Raw genomic sequence first — 22,154 nt, forward strand, 5'->3', positions numbered from 1 at the left:
CAATGATGAACCAAAGTTCATCAGGCGAACAACCTTATACGCTCGGCCAGCCTTGGGAGAGTTTCGATGAGCATCCGCGACGTCTACATCGTCGACGCCGTCCGCACCCCGATCGGCAAGTTCGGGGGAGCGCTCTCCTCCGTACGCCCCGACGACCTCGCCGCGCATGTCGTCAGGGCGCTCGTGGACCGCACTCCGGAGCTCGACCCCGCCCGTATCGACGATGTGGTCTTCGGCGACGCCAACGGCGCGGGCGAGGACAACCGCGATGTCGCGCGGATGGCCGTTCTGCTCGCCGGTCTGCCCGTCACCGTCCCCGGCGTCACGGTCAACCGGCTCTGTGGCTCCGGCCTCGAAGCGGTCATCCAGGCGGCCCGCGCCGTCGCGCTCGGCGACGCGTCGATCGCGATCGCGGGCGGTGTCGAGTCGATGTCCCGGGCCCCATGGGTGCTGCAGAAGCCCGAGCGTGCCTTCCCTGCCGGCCACCAGCAGCTGTACTCGACGACGCTGGGCTGGCGCATGACGAACCCGCGCATGCCCGCCGAGTGGACGATCCAGCTCGGCGAGAGCGCCGAACTCATCGCCGAGAAGCACGGCATCACCCGCGAGCGGCAGGACGCCTTCGCCCTCGCGAGTCACCAGAAGGCCGCCCAGGCCTGGGGCAAGGGGCTCTACGACGGTGAAGTCGTCGCGTACGAGTCGGTGGAGCTGGAGCGGGACGAATGCATCCGCGACGCCAGCTCGATCCAGGCGCTCGCCAAGCTGAAGCCGTCCTTCCGCAAGGACGGCACGGTGACGGCGGGGAACTCCTCACCGCTCAACGACGGGGCAGCCGCGCTGCTCCTCGTCGACGAGGAGGGGCTGCGCGCCACCGGCCGCGAGCCACTGGCCCGGATCCGCGCCTCGGCGGTCACCGGCATCGAGCCGCACCTCTTCGGCCTTGGGCCGGTGGAGGCGGTTCAGCGGGCGCTGGCCAAGGCGGACAGGTCGTTCGCCGACCTGACCACGTTCGAGCTCAACGAGGCTTTCGCCGCTCAGTCGCTCGGCTGCCTCGCGGAGTGGCCCGAACTGGACCCGTCCCTGGTCAACCCGCGTGGCGGGGCCATTGCCATCGGCCACCCGCTCGGCGCGTCGGGGGCCCGGCTGGCCGGCTCGGTCGCCCACCAGCTGGCGGCGGCCGGTTCGGGAACCGGCGTGGCCGCGCTCTGCATCGGTGTGGGACAGGGGATCGCCCTGGTCCTGGAGCGCTGAGCCAACGGGCCTTGAGGACGCGGGCCCGGGGCGCCGGCAGGCGGTGGCCTACGGGCGCCCGCCCACGAGGGGCGACCGGCGACGGGCCGACAGTGGCCCTGACCCACGGGGCCGGCCGGCGCTGTGTGCCGGCCGGCCTCCGGCCCCTGACAAGCCTCCGTCAGGCCTCGGTCTGTCAGGCGTCGGTCGAGGCCTCCGCCCCGGCTGCGCCCTCGGCCGCCGCGATCGACTTGCGGACCTCGTCCATGTCCAGCGCGCGCGCCTGACCGATCACATCCTCGAGCGCGGCCTCGGGCAGCGCTCCCGGCTGGGCAAAGACCGCGACATTGTCGCGGACGATCATCAGCGTGGGAATGGAGCGGATCTCGAACGCAGCGGCCAACTCCTGCTGAGCCTCCGTGTCGACCTTCGCGAACACCAGGTCGGGGTGGCGCTCGGCAGCACCCTCGTACACCGGAGCGAACTGCCGGCACGGGCCGCACCAGGAAGCCCAGAAATCGATCAGGACGAAGTCGTTGTCGGTCACGACCTGATCGAAGTTTTCCTTGGTGAGCTCAACAGTGCTCATGACGTGCTACCTCTTCCTGCTGTCCGACGGACTCGCCCCCGACAACGGTGCCCGGGGCCGTGCTATTCCTGCCCCTGCCCATGTGGCCAGGACGCACACCCGGCACCAGACTGTCTCTATGACGGAAGCTGTGGAGTACGACGTCGTGGTGCTGGGCGCAGGCCCGGTAGGGGAGAACGTGGTGGACCGGATCAGGGCGGCCGGTCTGAGCACAGCGGTCGTGGAGGCCGAACTGGTCGGGGGTGAGTGTTCGTACTGGGCGTGCATCCCGAGCAAGGCACTGCTGCGTCCGGCGATCGCCCGGGCCGACGCCCGCCGGGTCCCGGGTCTTCGCCACGCGGCGCAGGGGCCGCTCGACCCCGAGGCCGTGCTGGCTTACCGCGATTATCAGGTTTCCCACTGGAAGGACGACGGCCAGGTCGGCTGGATGGACTCGACCGGCGCACGCCTCTACCGCGGGCAGGGCAGGCTGCGGGGTGCGAAGAAGGTCGTCGTCGACGGCCCCGAGGGCGAGCGCCATGTGCTCAGCGCCCGGCACGCCGTCGTCGTATGCACCGGCAGCCGCGCCGTGCTGCCCGACATCCCGGGCCTGGCCGGTGCAAAGGCATGGACGAGCCGCGAGGCCACCAGCGCGAAGAAGGCGCCGGGCCGGCTTGCGGTCGTCGGCGGCGGTGTGGTCGGCGTGGAGATGGCCACCGCCTGGCAGGCACTCGGCTCGCAGGTCACCCTGCTGGTACGCGGAGGGGGAGTGCTGCCCCGGATGGAATCCTTCGTCGGCGAGCATGTCATCGAAGCGCTGACCGAGGCCGGTGCCCAGGTCCGTACGCACACCGCCGTCGCCTCCGTCGAGCGAACCGGCGGCACGGGTCCGGTCACGCTGGTGCTCGACGGCGGTGAGCGGATCGAGGCCGACGAGGTCCTTTTCGCCACCGGCCGTGCCCCGCGCACCGACGGCCTCGGCCTGGAGACGGTGGGCCTGCAGCCGGGCAGCTGGCTGCCCGTCGACGACAGCTGCCTGGTCGACGGGAGTCGCTGGCTGTACGCGGTCGGCGATGTCAACCACCGGGCGCTCCTCACCCACCAGGGCAAGTACCAGGCGCGGATTGCGGGCGCGGCGATCGTGGCCAGGGCGCAGCATGTGCCGTTGCTGGAGTCCGACCGCTGGGGCGCGCACGCCGCGACCGCCGACCACTCGGCCGTCCCGCAGGTCGTCTTCACCGACCCGGAGGCCGCGGCCGTCGGCCTCTCGCTCGCCGAGGCCGAGGCGGCCGGCCACCGGGTCCGCGCCGTCGACTACGACCTGGCCTCGGTCGCGGGCTCGAGCCTGTACGCGGATGGCTACCGCGGCCGCGCCCGGATGGTGGTCGACCTGGACCGCGAGATCCTGCTGGGGGTCACTTTTGTGGGCCCGGGCGTCGGCGAGTTGCTGCACTCGGCCACGGTGGCGGTCGCGGGCGAGGTGCCGATCGACCGGCTGTGGCATGCGGTGCCTGCGTTTCCGACGATCAGCGAGGTGTGGCTGAGGCTGCTGGAGGCATACCGGGGTTAGCAGGTGTCCTTCGGGACGCGTCGACCGTAACGGGGAGGAAGAGTCAATGTCCGTACGCCGGGTCGTGCCCGACATCCGTACGAAGTCCATGGCGGAGAGCCGGGACTTCTACGGCCTCATCGGTCTCGAGGAGGTCATGAACCACGGCTGGGTGATCACCCTGGCCTCCCCGGACAACCCCACCGCCCAGATCACCCTCGCCACCCACGACGCGACCGCGCCGGTCGAGGCCGACCTGAGCATCGAGGTGGACGACGTCGACGCGGTGTACGCGGCGATGCTCGAACGGGGCGCGGAGATCGTGCACTCGCTGCGGGACGAGGAGTGGGGCGTACGCCGGTTCTTCGTACGCGACCCCAACGGCCGGGTCGTCAACGTCGTCAGCCACCGCAGCTGAGCCGTCCCCTTGGAGGGGCGCCGGGGGCGGCTGCGGCGGGGTGATCACCGTCGGGCATGCTGACGCGGTGAACGTGCTCTCCGGCTTCCTGCCCATCTGGGCGATCACCGGCGTCGGTTGGGCGGCCGGCCGGTTCAATGTGCTAGGCAGCCAGGCGCAGAGTGTGCTGGGGCGGTTCGCCTTCGCGTTCGCCATGCCGGCGCTGCTGTTCCTGACCCTGTCCAGAGCGCGGGTGTCCGAGCTGGCCGGCCCCGGCGTGGCGGTGTTCGCGGCCAGCCTGCTCATTGTGTTCGCGCTGGGCCTGCTGCTGGGCCGCCTGGTCTTCCGCCGCAGTCAGGCCGACCGGGCTATAGGGGCGATGGCGGGGGCGTACGTCAACTCCGCCAATCTGGGCATCCCCATCGCCGTACATGTCCTGGACGACGCGTCGTTCGTCATCGCCGCGGCACTGTTCCAGACGCTGTTCATCACGCCGCTGATCCTGGTGCTGATAGATCTCGATGTACGGCGCGGAGTGCGCGACAGATGGAGCCGGATTGCGCAACTGCCGCTGCGCAACCCCATCATCGCCGCGTCCGCGGCCGGTGTGACGGTCTGCGTGACCGTCGACCTAGTGGGCTTCGGTGGCCGGGTCCCCGGACATCGCCGCGCCCATGCGCAGATGCGGTGCGGCGCGGACACGGGTACCAGCCCGGGTGCGGAGCGCAACCTCGTACCTCCCAGGACCAAGTAGCTGGTACGCAACGGACGCCGCTGCCGCCGGGCGGCACGAGCAGAGACGAGCGCGACCATGTCCTTCACACGCGCCACGACCTCCCTGGGCCTGGCCGCGGCCGCTCTCGCCCTGGCAGCGCCCCTTGCGGCGGCCGACGAGTCACGCCTCGTAATCAACGGGAACCAGCCCGCCCGACGCGGAACCGACAGGAGGCGGAAGGCGTAGGCGGTGCGGCGGCCGGACGTCGTGAGGGCGGCCACGGTTCGCCGGGGTGCGTGGGTGCTCGCCAGGGGCTCGGTGGGGTGGCGAGCGCTTCTCGGCGGCACCCGCGACTCGGACGAGTAGTTTGACAGCATGAGCAATCTCGATCGTCAGGCCGCCCTCTCCGTCTGCGGCGGTCGTGGCTTTGTCGTCGCCGAGCCCGTCCGTGAACTTCTCAGCCCCCGCCGGGTCCAGCTCGGCGAGTCCACCGTGGTCCGCCGTCTGCTGCCCAACCTGGGCCGCCGGATGGTCGGCGCCTGGGCCTTTGTCGATCACTACGGCCCCGACGACATCGCCGACGAGCCCGGAATGCAGGTCCCGCCGCACCCGCACATGGGGCTCCAGACCGTCAGCTGGCTCCACGAGGGCGAGGTGCTGCACCGCGACAGCACCGGCAGCCTGGCGACCATCCGGCCGCGCGAACTCGGCCTGATGACCTCCGGCCAGGCGATCAGCCACTCCGAGGAGAGCCCGAAGCCGCACGCGCGCTTCCTGCACGGAGCCCAGCTTTGGGTCGCGCTCCCCGACGCCCACCGCGCCGTCGAGCCGCACTTCCAGCACCACGCCGGGCTGCCGGCCGTCACCGCGCCCGGTCTGACGGCCACGGTCATCCTCGGTGAGCTCGACGGCGCGGCCTCGCCCGGCACGACCTACACCCCGATCGTGGGCGCCGACCTGGCGCTTGTCCGCGGAACCGAGACGAGCCTGCCGCTCGACCGCGACTTCGAGTACGCCGTACTCGCGATGTCCGGGGAGGTCCATGTGGACGGTGTGCCCGTACTGCCGGGGTCGATGCTCTACCTCGGCTGCGGCCGCACCGAACTCCCGCTGCGCGCCGAGTCCGACGCCGGGCTGATGCTCCTCGGCGGCGAGCCCTTCGAGGAGGAAATCGTGATGTGGTGGAACTTCGTGGGGCGTTCGCATGAGGAGATCGAGCAGGCCCGCTCGGACTGGATGACCGGCTCCCGCTTCGGCGAGGTGAAGGGGTACGACGGCGGGCCGCTGGCTGCTCCCGAACTCCCGCCGGTGGCGCTGAAACCGCGAGGACGGGTGCGCTGATCTGAGGTTATGGGCATCGGTCGCGTTGCCCAGAGGTACGGCCGCTCCCTTTGGCGGCCATGCGTCATTGCGCGCCCGCACCCCGAAGTGATCCACTCTGTCATGGGCAACGAGTTGCGGTCTTGGCGCCTGTGGCCAGAACTCATCAGACTCTTGCTGACCCGGCTGGTCGGATCGGTGCGACGCTCCGCCCTGACAGGACGAGACTCCAGGGTCGTTATGGCGGCCCGCACGGGCTTACCGTCCGGGTTCAGGGTAGTGGGAACGCCCCGTCCGCCGTCGGGCAAGCGCTGCGAGATCGGGTGAATGTCTGCTATTTCCCGCTTCTGGTGAACCGTCGCGTGCCAACCTGGCGTAGGGGGGAAGCGGCAACCGGAGACGCGGGGCGTCGCGTCTGATTCCCGAAGCGCCGCGCGCAATGTGCATGTGCTCGGGAGGACCGTCGAAACATCAGCCGTGGCCCGGTTGCTCCGTGACGCGGCTTCAGGGCGTGGCGGTGCGCTGTTCATCATAGGAGAGCCCGGGCTGGGACGGACCACCCTGCTCCGTAGGTTCCTCACCCTCGACGCCACCTTCCGATCGGTGTACTTCGCGGGCACTGCCGCCGAATCAGGACTGCCCTATGCGGGACTGCACCAGGTCGTCCAGGCGTACCGCTGCTCTGTGCCGCAGCTCCCTGCACCCCAGCGCGATCTGCTCGGCCACCTCTTGGCCGCCGGGCACCACCGGCCCGGGGACAACGGTCTTGCGGTTGGGGCCGCGGCCCTCGGTCTTCTCGGCGCCGCGGCCGCCCGGCGTCCTCTGCTGCTCGCGATCGACGATGCGCATCTGCTGGACGCACCGTCCATGAAGGTGCTGCTCTTCGTCGCCCGGCGCATCGCGGGCGAGCCGATCGCCATGCTCCTCACCGCGGAACACCGCTGCTCCGCCGCCACGTCCGCGATCCGCCCGGCCGTCACCGGCGTACCGGAACTGCGGCTGGGACCGCTGGACCCGGCCGACGCGCGGACCCTGCTCCAGCGGTCCGCCCCGCATCCGCTGAGGCGTTACGTCGCCGAGCGGCTGCTCGCCGTCGCGGAGGGCAATCCGCTCGCACTCACCGAACTGCCTGCCGCCCTCACGCCGGGCCAGTGCGCGGGAAACCTGCCGATCGACGACCTGCTCACCCCCGGTGAGCGGCTGCGCGACGCCCATCTGCCGACACTGGCCCGGCTCCCTGACACCGCCCGCGCCGCCCTGCTCGTGCCCGCCGCGGCCGACGACGTCCGCAGCGGCGACGTACAGCGTGCACTGGCGCTGCTCGGCCATGAGCCCGACGCGCTGCTGCCCGCCGAAGAGGACGGCATCCTCGAACTGCGCCGGGGGCGGCTGGTCTTCGCCGACCGGCGGCTGCGCCTGGTCACGTATCACGACGCCTGTACATCGCGGCGGCGCGCCGTCCACCGGGCGCTCGCGCAGGTGCTGCACGGCACGGCCGGGGCACGCCACCTGGCCGCCGCGCACATCGGCCCGAGCCCGGCCGTGGCGCAGGCCATTGAGGCGGCGGCGAGCGCCGCCGCGGAGGCGGACCCGGACGCATGCGCCGAACTGTACGAGCGCGCCGCGGGTTTCGCCGACGATGACGACGAGGCGGCCCGGCTGCTGGGCCTGGCAGCGGGCTGCCGGCAGCGGGCCGGAGCTGCGGAGCACGTACCGGTGCTGCTGGGAAAGGCGATGGCGCTTGCCCGCGATCCGGCGCTGCGCCGGGAACTGGGCGTCCTGCAGGCGCGGCAGCGCGGTGCGACCGGGCATCCGCGGATCGCGCACCGGGCGCTGCGCGATGCGGCCGGGCGGCTGGCGGGCGAGCCCTCCCGGGCGGCTGAACTGCTGCTGGAGGCTTCCGATTCCGCGGTCCGCGCGGCGGACAGCCGTGCCGCACTGGGCAGCGCGTGGCAGGCGTACCGGCTCACCCGGCTGTGCGGCGGGGACCTGGCTGAGGCCGCGGCCGTCCATCTCGCGCAGGTCTTGGCCCTGCGGGGGGAACGTGCGCAGGCCGGCGAACTGCTGTTGGCGCAGATGGCGGGCGAGGCGGTGGGGACTCTGGTGGGGCGGGCGGAAGTGCTGGGCTGGCTGGAGGAGTACGAGGCGGCCTGCGTGCTCCTGGACCGGGTACTGGGGGAGCAGCCCGGCACCGAGCGAAGGGCGTGCGCGGAGCGGCGGGCGGCCGCGCTCGGCTGCCGGGCCTGGATCCGGCTGTGGACCGGGGACTGGCACGGCGCCCGCTCCGACGCGATGGAAGCGGTCGAGTGCGCGGAGCGGCGGATGGAGACCGCTTCGCTGGCCCAGGGGCTGGTCGCGCTGGGGCGGCTCGAGGCAGCGCAGGGCCGGGTCACGGAGTGCGGAGCGGTGCTGGCCCGTGCTGCCGGAGTGGCGCGGGCGCACGGCCTCGAACTCGTCATGGGCCAGGTCGCAGTGGCCGAGGGCCTGTTGGCGCTCGGAGCGGGCAAGTACGAGGAGGCGGTGGCCGGTTACGAGCGGGCCGGCGCCCTGGCACGGTGCGCGGGAATCGAGGACCCGTCGGTGACCCCGTGGGCGGCGAACCTGATCGAGGCATATGTACGCAGCGGGCGGATCGGGGAAGCGGTACGCGAACACGCCCGCTTCGACGCCGAAATGCGGCGCTCGGGCCCCTCCTGGGCGCTTGCGGTGAGCGCCCGCTGCCGCGCCTTGCTACTGGAGGCCGACGGTCGCGGCACGCCCGGTGCCGTCGAGGCGGCATTCCATGAGGCCCTGGAATGGCATGCGCGTGGTGCCGTCGTCTTCGAGCGGGCGCGGACCGTGTTCTGCCACGGGCAGTGGCTGCGCCGTACGGGACGCACCCCACAGGCGCGCGACGCGCTGGAGGAGGCGCTGTCGGCGTTCGGGGCGCTCGGCGCCGTCCCGTGGGAGGAGGCCGTCCGCAGCGAACTCCGCGCGGCGGGTGGCCGCACCGCACGGACGGCGTGCGGACAGCTCACCGAGCAGGAGAGCCGTATCGCCGCGCTGGTGGCGGACGGGGCCACCAACAAGGAGGCGGCGGCGGCGCTTTTCCTCAGCCCGAAGACGGTGGAGTTCCATCTGGGCAACGTCTACCGGAAGTTGGGGGTGCGGTCGCGCAGTGAACTGGCGCGGCGGGGGCTGTGACGCAGGAGCGGCAAGGTGCGGCGGTCACTTGCGTTGTTTGAAGAGCAGCTTGATCCTTGTGCCGACATCAAGGTCCTTCATGGCGTGGTAAATGCGGCTTCCGAAGACCCGGTTGACGGTGCTGTCCAACATGACCATCTCTTTCTTCACGTCCTCGCCGCCGAGCTGCAGCTCGACCGGGTGATCGACGTCCTGCTTCTTGAGGCGGGCCAGCAACGGCTCACCCTTTTTGCCCATCGCTTCGTACTTCTTCTCAAGGTCCTTCCGGAAGGACCGAGTCTGTGACGGATCGCGGTCCGGCACCGTCTTGACCAGCTTCTTGTTCCTGCTTGCCTCGCTGAGGGCGTCGATCTTCGCTTCGAGATCCTTGGGCGGGTCGGGGCAGAACCAGGTCGCCGTGAGAGTCGCCGACATCTTGCCGGTCTTGTTCGTCTCGATGTCCAGCTCGAACGCGACCTTCTTGTTCGACTTCCCCGTGATTTCGGGGTTGACGACACCGTGCACGTACCAGACGCCGTCCTTCGCGACCGGGGTCAGGGACGTCATCCGGTAGCGCAGTTGGATGGCGACCAGCACGGGGCGGATCACCTTCGCCCCGATGTCGCTTCCGGAGAGCGCGTTGACGGCCTTCGTCGCGACCTCGACGCCCTTCGTGACATCGCGCCGCTTCTCCTCCGGCGTACGCCGGTCGGCCTTGCCGATGAGTCTGCCGAGGGCCTTCTTCCCGCCGGCCAGCAGCTTCTTGCCGTACGCGGCGGCCGTGGCGATCATCTTGGAGATGAAGCCCCGGACGGGCGCGCCGACCTTCTCCAGCACGCTCTTGATCTTCGCCGGGATCGCGCCGAGCTTGAGCACCCGGGCCAGCAGGTCGATCGCGAGCGGCAGTGCCCGGGCGAGCGAGTCCTCGATCTTCGTGGCGACCTTCTGGGACACGCCGTTGCAGATCTCCTCGAGCGTGTCGAGGATGCCGTTGACGAATTCGGCGAGTGCGCGGGCCTTTTCCACCAGGAAGGTGACGAAGTCGTAGACGGCCATGACCGCCTTGACCAGCGCGCCGGCCGGATTGATCAGGGACAGCAGCCAGGTGATGCCCGCCTTGAGGACGGTCTCGACGACAAAGCCCTTGATCATCTCGAACGCCTGCTGCTTGAGATCCCCGATCTTCTCCTTGATCTCCTCCCACAGGCCCCCGATGCCCTTCTCCTTGATGACCCCGATGATCTTGATTGCGCCGATCACCGTGTTCAGCACCGACTCGGGCATGTGCTTGAGCAGTTCGGAGCGGATGAAGGCCCAGCTGATCCCGAAGAGCGACAGCACCATCTTGACGATGCCGCGCAGATCCCACTGCTCCGGCAGTTCCACCCCGGCCGCGGCCAGATTGCCGAACAGCCATTCCTGCAGGGCCGCCTTGAGGTGCTTGACGATGTTCGACAGGAACTGCGTCAGCCCGGCCTTGACCGAGGCGCCCAGATTGCTGAGGAAGCGGATCGGGTCCTTGATGATCCGTTCGGCCACACCTGCCGCCCGCTTCACCACACCGACCAACAGGTTCTTCAGGTCGATGAGGATCTTGATGGCGCCGACCACGGCGTCGCGGGCCCTCTCCCACAGGCCCTTGTTGGACTCCTTCACCTCGGCCAGCGCCGCGTTCGTCGCCTCCTGCGCCTGCGCGTAGGACTCGGCGAGCTGGTCGACGACCGCGTCGGCCTTCTCGTCGATGGATGCTTCCAACTCGTCGAACTTCGCGGCAAATCCGGCCGCCGTCTGTTCACCGAACCCGCGCATCGCGGGCTCTAGGCCCGCGACGAAATCGGCCATCCGGCGCCGGCCGTCCGCGGCCTTCTGCCGCGCGTCGTTGACGCGCTTCTCCACGACGGTGGCGACCTCGTCGACCACGCCCCGGATCTCGGCGGTGTAGGCGGCCGAGTGCTTCGCATAGTCGGGCTCACCGGAGAAGAAGTCCCACCAACTCTTCTCGCACGCGGCGAGGAAACGCTTCCGGGCCTGCCCGGCCCGGTCGTCGAAGAGGGTGCGGACCGTGTCGTCGAGGCCCGCCAGCGCGGCCTCGACAGTGCGCTTGGTCTCCTCGTAGATGTCGGTCAGCTGTTTCGTGATCGCGGCGCGGCGGGTCTCGGTACCTGCCTGGGCGGCCTGTTTGCCGCCCGCCACCGATTTACCCGTGGCGGCACGCACTCCGGCCATGGCGGCCATCGCCGTCTTGCCTGCTGCGGCCGCCCGCTGCTCGGCTGCGGCCCGCTGCTCCGCCTCCTTGGCCCGGAAGGAGCCCGGCGCCGCGGCGGAGTCCTTCTCCGCAGCCTTCTTGGACTGCAGGGCAGCCGTGAACGCCGGCTCGTTGGCGCGCCGCAGGGTCTCGTCGGTGAGTCCTGCCTTGTCCATGTCGGCCGTTGTCCCGCTCGCGTGGGCGGAGAGGTCCACCGCGGCGACAGGCACCGGCGCCGGTACGGCGTCCGCCGCACGGGGCGGGGCCGGGACGGGCGGCGGGCGGTCGGGCGAGAGCGGGACGGCGGGACGCTCGGGTACGCGCGCCGGGTCCGGCGGGGCCGCCGCGGTCGCCCGCACCTCACTCGACGAGGCATCCGCGGCGGCGTGCACCTCGCCGGAGAGCTGGGGTGTGAGGGTGTCCGGGCGGGCCGGGTCCGCGAGTGCCTTGGCCTCGTCCGCGGTGGCCGGCTGCTGCTCCTTGATGCGCTTCTCGAACTTCGCGATGAACTCGGCCCGGGCGAAGGGCTTTGCCTGTGCCGAGGCGATCGCCGCAGCCTGGTCCTGCCCGGCGAACGCGGCACGCTCACCGGGTGGCGCCACTGCCGCGAGCTGGGCGGCCGTAGCCTCGGCGGCGGGCGCGGGGTGCCGGGTGAGGACGCGCTTGCCCGCGGTGACCTGGGCGGCGATCCGGCGCAGCCCCGGCGCGGCTGCCTTCTTGCCGACGGCGGCGCGCCCTGGGGTCTTGCCCTGCGCCTGGCCAGCCGACCCCTGCGCGCCCCGGGCGGCGAGCGCGGCGGTGGCGGCGTTGCCGACGGCGGGCCGCGCCCGGCCGGGGCGCTTGGCGGGTGTGCCAGTGGTGGTCCCGCGTTCTTTCGCCGGTGCACCTGCCGTCGGCGCCGGTCGTTTCCGTACCGCCTTGAGCTTGCCGAGTGAGGGCCGCGCGGGCCGGGCGCCCGTCTGTGTCACGGCGGGCGGTGGCGTCGAGGGGGACCGTGCGGGGGCGCTCATGGCAGCACGCAGGAGGCTGTTGCCGCCACTGACGCGGCGGAGTCCCGTACGGGCACCGGGCCGAGCGCCAGCTCCAGCTCGCCGGACCGCGGCAGCCGTGACTCCTGGCGGAACTGGCGCGCGATCGCCTCGGCGAGATGCTCCCGGCCGATGACCGCGCTTCCGCTCTCAGCCGCCAGCAGCGCGGCGCCGCGGGCGGCGGCCATGATGCCTGCACCGGTGAGATCGAGCCGCGCGAGCCCCTCCAGCGTCAACTGCGGGTCCAGCGGGGCGCTGTGGGGGAACGCCATCCGCCACAGCCGGTACCGCTCCCGGTCGCCGGGCCGGGTGAAGTGCACCACGAACTGGAAGCGGCGGGTGAAGGCCTCGTCGAGATTGCCCTGGAGGTTGGTGGTGAGGACGACCAACGCGGGGCTGCGCTCCAGGCGTTGCAGCAGATAGCCGACCTCGAGGTTGGCGTAGCGGTCGGTGCCGCGGCTCACCGCGCCGCGCTTGCCGAAGACGGCGTCGGCCTCGTCGAAGAGCAGCAGTGCGCCCGCGGCTTCCGCGTGGCTGAAGGCCTCATCGAGGTTCTTCTCCGTCTCGCCGACCCACTTGGAGACGGTCTGCGCGAGATCGACCCTGATCAGGTCGACTCCGAGCGTGGCGGCGATCACCTCGGCGGCGAGGCTCTTGCCGGTGCCGGGCTCGCCCGTGAACAGGGCCTTGAGGCCGGGGCCGCCGTGCTGCCCGCCGAAACCCCACTCCTGGGAGACCTTGGGCCAGGCCCGGAACGCGGCGGCGAGTTCGCCGATCTGCTGCGCCTGTTCGGCGGGGAGTACGAGGTCCGAAGGGTCGCGGGTGGGAGTGCTGACATCGGCGAGGCGGCCCGGAGTTGCGGCCAGGACGCGGCGCACGGCCGTATCCAGCGGCACACCGCCGGACTCGGCGAGCCGTACGGCTGACCGAAGTTGGGCGGGCGACAGCCGGAAGCGGGCGGCCAGGTCGTCAAGGGCGCGGGGATCGGGGTCCGCCCCGGCGGTGGCGGTGCTCCAGAGGGTGCGGCGTTCCCGGTAGCCGGGTTCGTCCGTGGATTCTTCCGCGTAGCGGCCCGAGGAGAGCAGATCGAGGGGGCGCCACGGGGTCTGCCCGGTGAGGACGACCGGGACGCCTGTTCGTGTCAGCACGTCGGCGGCCGATGCCGTGGCCCATCGTGCGTCGGGGTCGTGGAAGCGGTCGACGGGCAGCCACAGCGCGGTACCGAGCGCGGCCGCCGCGGCCAGAGACCGGACTGCGGCGGCCCGCACCTCGTCGGGGGTCCGGCACAGCTCCAGGTGAGGGGCGCGGCGCAGCGCGAGCCCCGCCTGCTCCGCCACGGCGTGAGCCGCGTCGAGTTGGCTGCCGTTCGGCAGCCCCCAGAGGGCGGCGATCCCGGCCGGGTGCGCCCGCAGATGGGCGGCCAGCCGTGCGGCGCGGCCGCGGGTCGGCCCATCCAGCAGCGCGGGGCGCGGTGCGGGTACCCGGCCGGGGTCGTACGCGAGGAGTGCGGGGTCCCCGAGGCCGTGCAGGAGGAAGGCGGGCAGTTCGGCGCTGATGTGCAGCGGGCGCAGCAGATCGGAGCCGGAGGGTTCCGGTCCGCCGTACGGGTCCGGGTCGCCGTCCTGGATCAGCAGACCGAAGCGGCGCAGCCGCCCGTACGGTCCAAGCGCCGGCAGCCGGTCGTACCGCTCGGTGGGGGAGGGCGCCAGGACGGTGAGGATCAACTCGGCCGTGGGACGTCGCTGGTCGAGGTCGTCGAGGAGATAGCCGAACAGCAGGGCGTGCTCGGCGGCCAGCGCCGGCGCCAGGCACAGCAGCAGCGCGTCGCACTCGAAAGGATCAAGGTCTGCTCGGGACGCCAGCTCATCGAGCGGCAGCGAAATGCCCTCTGCGGCCGCCTGAAAGCGGAGTTCACGCTCGGCGTGGGTCTGTGCGGCGGGCGGCCCGCCGCTCACGGGAGCCGGGTGCACCACGGCGGGGTCGGTGGAGTCGAGGAGCAATCCGGCCTGCTCGTCGGTGACGCAATAGGGGGACAGTTCGGCCCCGGCGAGCAGGCCGGAGCGTTCCGCGCGGCGGGCCGCGGCCGCCCGCAGCGCACGATGGATCGCGCCGTAGCGAAGGGTCAAGTGGGCCGCGGCGGCGCCTGATCGGGTCGGCATCTCACCCTCCTGTGAACACGACGGTGCGGCCGCCGAACCACGGCACGTCCGGTACGTCGGCGAGCAGCCGGTGGCGGTAGAGGTCGGAGTGGCGGGCACCCAGCGGAAGGCGCACCTCGACGGTGCTGTCGTGGAATGCCACACGGGCCCCCAGATCGGCGAAGCGGTCGAGGGCGCACATCGGGTCGGAGGGCTCCCGCTCCGACCAGAGCTTCCAGGAGAGATCGGCGAGCGCGACCGCGGCGGCCAGCGTCACCGTGCGTTCGACCGCAGGGGCATGGCCCGTGCGGACGGCAGGGCGCAGCTCGACCAGTGCCTCGGTGAACCGGGCGGCGCGGGACGCCTCGTACGTCAGCCGCCGTGCGGCGCCGACCAGGGCGTCGTCCGGGGCGGAGCGGGAGGGGAGCCGTGCCCCGGTGTTGGTCCAGCAGCGGCGCGGAGCGGGCACCCGGCTGAGCTGCTCGCCGCGGGCCGGCGGCAGATCGGTCACGAAGCCGATCCCCAGGGCGTCCAGGGCCAGCGTCAGCCCGGCAGCCGCGGGGACATCGGGCTGGGAGGGCAGCAGCACGAGGGGTGTCCCGGCCAGTTCCCACGGGCGGAGCAGTTCTGCGGGCCGGCTCGCGTCCCACACCGGGTACAGGCCGTCGACGTCCAGCAGGAGGAGCCGGCCCGGGGCCACCGCGCGCAGCAGCAGGGGGCTGGTGGCGGTGTGCCCTTGGGCGGCCTGGAGTCCGAGCCGGGAGTCGAGCAGGGCCAGCAGCGGGCCAAGATGGCGTTCGAGATCCAGAGCGGAGATGTCGGGCGCGCCGTGACCTGTCGGCGTTGTGCCCGCGAAGACGGCGACCGCATGCGTGTCCTGCGGTGAGCGCAGCCAGCCGTGCGCGGGCGGAGGCAGCACCTTGTGCGCGAGGCAGGCGGCGAAGGCCGCACCGTCGGGGGCCTGTGCGCCACCACCGCTCAGGACGGCAGCCACCGCTTCCACATAGCCACGGTCGTGCAGCGGGGGCAGCAGCAGGAAGGGGAGTACGCGGTCGATATCGGTCACCGTGCCGGACGCAGGACCTGCGTGGTGCTGTTCTGCCTGCCCGGGTGCCGGGGAGACCCGCGGGGGGAGTGCGGGCAGCGCGGTGTCGGGGGCGGGCTCGGGTCCGGTGGCGGTGAGCGGGGTGTCCGTCGCATGGAGCGTGGTGTCCGTCCGGACCGGTGGCTCGGACCCCAGGGCCGCCACGAGGGCGGCGGCGAGGGCGTCGGGGTCGGGGTCCCGGGCTTCGCCGGGGACTGCTCTGGCCCTACCGGGGAACGGAGTTGCCGGGTCGGCCGCTGAGCCGGGGCCGGACGCCGCGCGGCTGCCCGCCGCATCGAGGGCGCGCAACAGGAGCAGCAGCGCGTCGTGCGGAAGCCCGGCCAGTACGGTCTCGAACGCCCCGCAGGCGGAGGCTTCGTTGAGGAGGCCGACCAGCACCTGGTCACGGTCGAAGGCGGGCGCGGGCGACACCGGTTGGCCGGGCCCCGGCAGGGCTTCGGCATGGGCGTCGGCGCCGGATCCGACATCGGATCCGACCTGACGGGAAAGCGGCGTCGTGCCCGGAGCCAATGGGCCCGCGGGACCGCGGTGGGGGAGCACCGTCGCGTCAGGACCGGATCCGGGCGCGATGGTCCGGTCCGTCATGTGGGCGGCACCCGCCAGCTCGTCGAGAGTGGCAAAGGACCTTATGTGCACGGGGACGGTCACCTCCATGTCCTGCGGGATGAGGCCTGAGTGCGGGGCTTGTCCTGCGATGGGCGGGGGAAGCGACACGCCGCTACGGGTCAGGGCCCCGGAGAGGTGCATCTCCACCACGCGGGGGAGCATCGCGACTGCGCCACGGGCCAGTTCGCAGGGATCGGGTCCCCAGCTCCAGCCGTCGGTCCTGACGACGCGCACCCGGCATTCGAGCACGGTGCAGCCGCCGAGGGCGGCGATGAGACCGTCGTCGGTCGTCGAATCCATGTGAACCGTCACCATGCCTGTCACACCGGCGTCCTACCTTGGTCCGTCCGCTGGTCTCCGTCAGTCGATCTCGCCCGGGCTGTACACGGTCACCGGCCGTCCCCGGACGAAGACCAGGGCTTCGTCGCTGTCCTCGACGGAGCCATTGCCCAGCAGGGCTGCTCCGTCCGGGCCGAGGACGTCGCGGAACTGAAGGCGGACGGCGCTGCCGGTGCCCCACTGGGCGGTCGGATGGAGCAGCGCGAGGACGGGGGCCGCGCCGTCAGTGGTGGAGGACGTGATGGTGAGCGATCCTTCGGTGAGGCCGACGGAGGGGGCGGGGCAGGAGACCGGCTTGAGCTGGGGCGTTGCCGGGGTGGCGGCCTGCTCGCCGCCGGTGTCCACGTACCAGCGCCAGGGCGCGGCCAGGATGTCCCGGGGCGCGCTGAGTTCCTCGGTCGTGAGGAGTTCGGCCGGGACCAGGACGAGCCCCGAGGCACCCGGGACGGCCAGCGGGAACGCGCTCCGCGTCAGCAGCCGTACGGCGGGCGGGGGACCGGTGGTGGCGCGGGTGAGTGCGGCGACCACATGGCCGGTGTGTTCGAGGCGGACGACCGTGACGGTCAACTCCGGTGTCTGCGGCACCGATTGATCTCGCGTGGTGATCGTCATCGTTGCTCTCCCTCGTTGCTTCCGTGGGGATGCGTCAGGTGGCCGGTCGGGCCGTGGCCAGTACGAAGTAGTCGGCGGCGCCCGGCAGTACGGACGGAGAGTCGAGTGCCCGGTCGGGGCCGAACCCGCCGTACCAGGCGATCAGGCAGTTCAGTCGGCGCTGGGAGTCCACCTCGCAGCGCAGCACCACGGGCAGTGCGCCGAAGCCGGATCCGTCGACACCGCCTTCGCACGGCCCGCCGTAGGTCTGGAGCCGGGGCGTCACCTGGAGGTGCAGTACGACCTCGCCCGACTCCACCTGATCTGCCGTCACCGGCGGGGGCAGCGGCAGGATGACGCCGTGTGTCGCGGTGCCGGACTGGACGAGGACGCTGCCGGTGACGAGCGGGCTGTCGACGGCGCCGGTGACGGTCAGCCCGCCAGTGATCTTCACGTCGCCGTGGATCTGGGTGCTGCCGTCGCCGAGGACGCGCAGCGCCGGGGCGAGTGCCCCGGCCGCGTTGAACCGGCCGACGTCCAGACTGCCGTGCTCACCGCCGATCCGGACGCCCACCTTTCCGGCCACCGGGCGCGACTCGGCCGCCAGTTCCAGTGTGCCGCCGCGCGCGGACACCCGGTCGGCGAGGACGCCCGCGTACCGGCGGCCGACCCCGTTCGCCCGTGGCAGCACCGCGGTGAAGCCGCCGTCCTGGCCGCCGCCCCAGGTCACGAACGAGAGCAGCACCCGACCCCGGTCGCCGCCGCCGAGCCAGTCGGGTCCCGCGTCGGGCGGGGGCGGCTGCTGGTCGCCGAGGTCGAGTTCGTCACCGGGGGCGCCGACCACGAGGGCGAAGCCCTCCGAGGTGCGCGCGGCCCCGTTCGTGGCGCAGCCGCCCGAGGACACGGTCGCGCCGCCGTTCGAGGGCTGGTCGCTCCACATGAGCATGAGCGGGCGGGCGGCGGTGTCGTCGGGGTCGGTGATGACGAACCCTTGGTCGGGGGTGGAGAGTTCCACCGGCGCCGGCACCACGATCTCCCGCCCCGACGGGTCGAGGAGGGTGCCGCTGCCGATGATGACTGTCTTGTAGATGTCCGAGCCGGCCCGCGCGCGGACCGTCACCTCCAGGCCCGAGGCGATCCCCCAGGTGTGCAGGTGCCGGTGGTGGCGCGCGGCGGCGTCACGGTCGTAACGCACCACGGCCGACAGGTCGTCGGCGGCCAGGATCTGGCCCTCGTGGAATTCTGGCCGCAGGGGTGCCGGCATGGTCTGCGCTCCTTCTAGGTCTCGGTCGGCTGCGGCCGGCAGCCGGTGCGGTGCAGGAGGTCCAGCAGGAACTCCAGCAACCGCGCCGTGCTGACGTCGTGTTCCAAGAGCCGGGCCAGCTGGATTCGCCACCGCTGTTCCACCGGATCGGGCAAGTGGGCGCCACGCCTTCCGGCCGGCGCGGCCCGTACGACATCGCAGCCGTCCAGCGTCACCTCGGCGATCAGCACCTCCGAGGCACAGCCGCTGGGGCAGGGGACGACGAGGAGCGAGCGGACGGCGGCGCGCAGATATGCCTCGAAGGCGCACCAGGCACCCACCTTGCGGTGCAGGTTGTGCTGAACGTTGTTGCCGGTCGGTTTGGGCGGTACGTCGCACAGCAGCGCCAGGGGAGCGCGGTCGCACAAGTCACCGTTGACGTCGAGGCGGGCGGTGAGCCAGTCCGTGAGTTCGCTCGCCGAGGGCCGGCTCTCGCCCTGGCAGGCCTCCAGAAACTCCCGGTCGTCACCGAACCGGCGGCGCAGCAATTCACAGAGACGGTCGGGGGGCGGGTCGGGGACGCAGCCCACAAAGAAGCGGTGGCCCTCCCGTACCCGCGTGGGTACACAGCCGGCCGGCGTGCAGCCGTCGCCGGGATCGTACGGGGCGACAGGCTCGGCGAACTCCTCCTCGTAGCGCAGAAAGAGGCCGTAGGTGCGCTCGGGTCCGGGCGGGCAGGGGTCGGGGCAGCCGCCGCCCGTGGCGCGGAACTCCCGTACCAGGGCGACGACATCCACGTCCTCGACGCAGCTGACCGGGATGTCGTTGCCCAGGCCGTCCACCGCGTGGCCCTCGCCGATGCGCACCGCACCGCGGGCGCAGCAGTCGCAGCTGACGGCGAGCCCGCACAGGACCGCGCCCTGTCCTTCGGGCGATACGTAACGCAGCCGGTTGTGGAGGCGGATGCGCCCGGTGGTCCAGGCGGCGAGCTGTCCGAGGTCGTCCTCGGTGAGCAGCTGGCCCGCCGAGAAGACCGGACGGACCGGTCCGCCCGCCCTGAATCCGGCAGGTGAGGTGATGGACGCGGTGCTGCCGCTTCCGCCGCAACCGCAGCCGCAGTCACGGGGACCGGCGGTGTGTGTGCCGGAGGTGGTCATGGCTGCCCCTCAGTGGTCTCGCTGTCGTCGGCCGCGCTGTCCGTCCGGTCGATGGGTTCCGCGTCGGCCTCGGCCTCGGCGGCCGGCCGGTGGTTGTCGATGAAGATCCAGCTCTCGAAGACGCCGGCCGCGCCTGCGGGCGTCCCGGAGGTGCGGGGTCCGCAGCCGTCGGGCGGCAGTAGCCCCGGACGGTGGGCGACCGGGCCGCCGGGCTGCGGTACCAGCCCGCCGGTGTGGGTGCCGTCCACCGGGTCGCCGCAGATGTCGAGGACGAACGGGGTGCGCAGCACCAGGTGGATCCGGTCGCCGTCGTTGAGGTACTCGATGTCCGTCTGCCGGATCGTGATCCGGTCCGTGGTCTCGTCGTCCGGCCCGTCCGTGTCGATCCGGGTCTCCAGGCGCATGACGGTGCCGTGGACGCCCCGCCCGCCGGTGACCTGGAACAGGTCGGCGATACCCGGGTCCTGGAGGGTGGCGGCGCGCACCGGCCGCGAGAAGCGGATCCGCAGGCCGCTTTCGCCCAGCAGTACGCGGGCCTGCTGGGTGGTCAGCCGGCCGCCGTGCGGCCAGGAGATGCCGGTGATCACGGTCGCGGGACGCCGGGAGAGGGGCCGGCGGACCTCGGGATGGATCTGCCCCGGGGCCAGCGCGCGGTCGGGGCGTACGTGGTTCACGCGGGCGAGCAGCAGCCCGGGGCCGAAGATCCTGCCGTCACCGCATCCGTGCTGCTCCGGTGCGCCCTCGGCGGGCGGCTCGCAGGGGTACGGAGGGTCGCAGGAGTCCGGCTCGGGCCGCCGGGTCGTCGCCCGCAGGGCGAAGCCTTCGCGGATGTGGGCGTAGGCGGTGCGCGGGAGGCCGTCGCAGGCTTCGGTGTAGACGGCGCGGACGCTGTCGACCGGCTCCTCGCAGTGATGGATCGTCAGATAGACGGTGACGCCGTCGCGACCGGAGCGGATCTCCTCCAGGGCGCGGCACCGTTCGTCCTCGTCGAGCAGTTGCCACAGGTCGTGTCTCGGCCGGACGCCACACGGCACGATCACCTCGTCGCCGTGCCGGTCGACGGCCAGGCCGTCGGTCATCTCGAACCAGGGGGCCGCGCGCTCCGGATCGGGGCACTCGCCGGCGGGTGGTGGCACCGGGCGTGTCCACAGCCCGTAGGCCACGCCGTAGCCGTGCAGGGCGAGGTTGTGCAGGCGCAGCCGTGCGAGGAACTGCCCCTGTTCCTGGCGGAGATCCTGTGCGGACAGCAACTGGCCGTGGAAGTACGTCAGCCGCCGCCGGCCGGTCCGCGGGGCGCTGTCACGCCCGGTCGGGGGAGCCGTCATGGGGTCCTGCCTTTCTTCTCGTCGGGGTGTGCGCCGGTGTCGCCCTCGTGCAGGGCGACCGTGCGGATGCCCGCACCTGACGTGCCGTCCAAGCGGATTCCGCGTCGCCCCGAACGGTCCGCCCCGAGCACGGTGTCGGCGCCCAGGAGAGCCACGCCGGCCGGGGACGGCGCGGGGCTGACGAGGAGGGTGTCCACGCCGACCGCGCTGCGCTCGCCGACAGTGAAGCCGAGCCCGCCGATGGAGACGGTCGCCGTGGTGTGGGCGGGGGAGAGCCGTTCGACCAGATCGGCGGCGGTTCTGGCCATGCCGTCGGTCGATGTGGGACGCCGGGTGCCAGGCGGCGGGCCCGGGGGGATGAGTACGCGGAAACGGAACGTGGTACCGGTCAGCGGGTCCTCGTCCGGGTTGCCCAGCGAACGCAACGGCGCTCCACCGCGGCGGGCGCGGGGTCCTGCCAGCCGCGAACCGAGGACCGCGGGGCCGCCGAGCCGCACCCGCGCAGCCGACCGTCCGAACAGCCGCACCTCCCCCAGGCGCGTGTCCCGGCCCACCGCACCCCACGGCGCTGCTGCCGGTTCCGCGATCGCCGGGCGCACCCCCAGCACGATCTCCAGGGCGAGGGCGAGCCCGCAGGGCGTGCCGCGCCGCCTGCGCAGCTCGGGCGCCGCGGCAATGAGCCGGCGCAGTACGGACGGCGGGAGCTGCGCGGTCCCCGGGTCCGGGGCACCTGGGTTCGTGCCGCTCCCGGGGCCGCCGCCGGAACTCGCGCCCGGCGCGGGGTCGGGGTCGGGCCCCAGATCGATGCCGAGCAGACCCGCGATCCACGGCAGCACACCGTCCGGCACGCCGGCCGGGTCGAGCAGTGCGGGGGCCCGTTCCGTGGCCCGGTCGAGCGTCCCGACCACTGAGTCGAACAGGGCGAGGAAGCGCTCGGTGAAGTCGTCGGCGCTCGGATCCTCGCGGTAGACGGCCGGGAGCAGGTCGGCGGAGGTGGCCCGGGGAAGGTCCAGACGCACCTGCCGCACGGCGGGACCCGGCGCGGAGGCGTCGGTACGGCCGAGCAGCAGCCGTACGACGAGGAACTGGCCCGGCGGCTGGTCCACCAGGACGTCGTAGGCCGGTCCGGCGACCGTCTGCCAGTCGTCGGGCCCCGGCACGGCGTCGGGGTCGTCGCCGGTGGTGGCGAGTTGGACGACCAGTGCGCTGCCGGACGGGACATCGGCGTCGATACGGATCCGGTGCCAGCGGCAGCGGGAGATGCCGCTGTCGAGCGGGACGGTGACCAGTGCCGCCTCTCTCACGCCGGGTGGCAGGACCAGCGCGTCGCGGTCCTGGACGGGTTCGGGGAGGGGATCTGCGGCTCCGGCGGACGGGCGCCAGCCCGAGGCGGAGTCCAGCAGCAGGTGCGCGGGTGCGTCGGTGCGGATGTCCAT

The 22,154-nt window shown here is 72.3% G+C and carries 15 protein-coding genes; 6 read left to right on the plus strand and 9 right to left on the minus strand.

The genetic code is table 11. The features are described 5' to 3' along the window. The first annotated feature begins 66 nt into the window (after positions 1–66). Positions 67–1,251, plus strand: coding sequence for a thiolase family protein (locus ACI2LP_RS27405; RefSeq protein ID WP_404727183.1), 1,185 nt, complete (start codon positions 67–69; stop codon positions 1,249–1,251). Positions 1,252–1,426: 175 nt separating this feature from the next. Here ACI2LP_RS27405 and trxA read toward each other — a convergent pair whose 3' ends face one another. After that, positions 1,427–1,819 (minus strand): thioredoxin, encoded by a 393-nt coding sequence (trxA, locus tag ACI2LP_RS27410; protein ID WP_360865543.1) that lies wholly within the window; start codon positions 1,817–1,819, stop codon positions 1,427–1,429. Positions 1,820–1,937: 118 nt separating this feature from the next. Here trxA and ACI2LP_RS27415 point away from each other — a divergent pair, with 118 nt between their 5' ends. The 5 genes from ACI2LP_RS27415 (at position 1,938) to ACI2LP_RS27435 (ending at position 8,962) form a co-directional block, all read left to right on the plus strand. Continuing rightward, the gene (locus ACI2LP_RS27415; protein WP_404727184.1) at positions 1,938–3,368 is read left to right on the plus strand and encodes a dihydrolipoyl dehydrogenase family protein; all 1,431 of its coding nucleotides are present in this window, start codon (positions 1,938–1,940) and stop codon (positions 3,366–3,368) included. A gap of 46 nt (positions 3,369–3,414) precedes the next feature. After that, positions 3,415–3,765 carry a VOC family protein gene (locus ACI2LP_RS27420; RefSeq protein WP_360865537.1) on the plus strand — a complete coding sequence of 117 codons (351 nt, stop codon included), beginning with the start codon at positions 3,415–3,417 and terminating at the stop codon, positions 3,763–3,765. A 67-nt stretch (positions 3,766–3,832) separates the two neighbouring features. Next, on the plus strand, positions 3,833–4,498 hold the full coding sequence (locus ACI2LP_RS27425; RefSeq protein WP_404727185.1) for an AEC family transporter: 666 nt from the start codon (positions 3,833–3,835) through the stop codon (positions 4,496–4,498). Between the two features lie 336 nt (positions 4,499–4,834). After that, complete coding sequence (locus tag ACI2LP_RS27430) at positions 4,835–5,800, plus strand: pirin family protein (RefSeq protein ID WP_404727186.1); 966 nt, start codon at positions 4,835–4,837, stop codon at positions 5,798–5,800. Positions 5,801–6,226: 426 nt separating this feature from the next. Next, on the plus strand, positions 6,227–8,962 hold the full coding sequence (locus tag ACI2LP_RS27435; protein WP_404727187.1) for a LuxR C-terminal-related transcriptional regulator: 2,736 nt from the start codon (positions 6,227–6,229) through the stop codon (positions 8,960–8,962). A 24-nt stretch (positions 8,963–8,986) separates the two neighbouring features. Here the strand turns inward: ACI2LP_RS27435 and ACI2LP_RS27440 are convergent, their stop codons facing one another. Genes ACI2LP_RS27440 through ACI2LP_RS27475 form a run of 8 tightly spaced genes read right to left on the minus strand, consistent with a single transcriptional unit; the run spans position 8,987 to position 22,154 of the window. Continuing rightward, positions 8,987–12,196 carry a hypothetical protein gene (locus ACI2LP_RS27440; protein WP_404727188.1) on the minus strand — a complete coding sequence of 1,070 codons (3,210 nt, stop codon included), beginning with the start codon at positions 12,194–12,196 and terminating at the stop codon, positions 8,987–8,989. Then, positions 12,193–14,373, minus strand: a complete 2,181-nt coding sequence (locus ACI2LP_RS27445; protein ID WP_404727189.1) for an ATP-binding protein — start codon at positions 14,371–14,373, stop codon at positions 12,193–12,195. Before ACI2LP_RS27445 ends, ACI2LP_RS27440 begins: the two co-directional genes overlap by 4 nt. Before the next feature lies 1 nt (position 14,374). Further along, a complete protein-coding gene (locus ACI2LP_RS27450; RefSeq protein WP_404727190.1) occupies positions 14,375–16,363 on the minus strand; it encodes a hypothetical protein in 1,989 nt (662 codons plus the stop codon). A gap of 60 nt (positions 16,364–16,423) precedes the next feature. Continuing rightward, positions 16,424–17,014 (minus strand): hypothetical protein, encoded by a 591-nt coding sequence (locus ACI2LP_RS27455; protein WP_404727191.1) that lies wholly within the window; start codon positions 17,012–17,014, stop codon positions 16,424–16,426. A 34-nt stretch (positions 17,015–17,048) separates the two neighbouring features. After that, on the minus strand, positions 17,049–18,257 hold the full coding sequence (locus ACI2LP_RS27460; RefSeq protein WP_404727192.1) for a hypothetical protein: 1,209 nt from the start codon (positions 18,255–18,257) through the stop codon (positions 17,049–17,051). Between the two features lie 14 nt (positions 18,258–18,271). Continuing rightward, positions 18,272–19,393: a hypothetical protein gene (locus tag ACI2LP_RS27465; RefSeq protein WP_404727193.1), complete on the minus strand. Its 1,122-nt coding sequence runs from the start codon at positions 19,391–19,393 to the stop codon at positions 18,272–18,274. Continuing rightward, on the minus strand, positions 19,390–20,718 hold the full coding sequence (locus ACI2LP_RS27470) for a hypothetical protein (RefSeq protein WP_404727194.1): 1,329 nt from the start codon (positions 20,716–20,718) through the stop codon (positions 19,390–19,392). The genes ACI2LP_RS27465 and ACI2LP_RS27470 overlap by 4 nt, the downstream gene beginning before the upstream one ends. Beyond that, a complete protein-coding gene (locus ACI2LP_RS27475) occupies positions 20,715–22,154 on the minus strand; it encodes a hypothetical protein (protein ID WP_404727195.1) in 1,440 nt (479 codons plus the stop codon). The genes ACI2LP_RS27470 and ACI2LP_RS27475 overlap by 4 nt, the downstream gene beginning before the upstream one ends.

Source organism: Streptomyces sp. NPDC019890 (genome assembly GCF_044903445.1).
GTDB lineage: Bacteria > Actinomycetota > Actinomycetes > Streptomycetales > Streptomycetaceae > Streptomyces.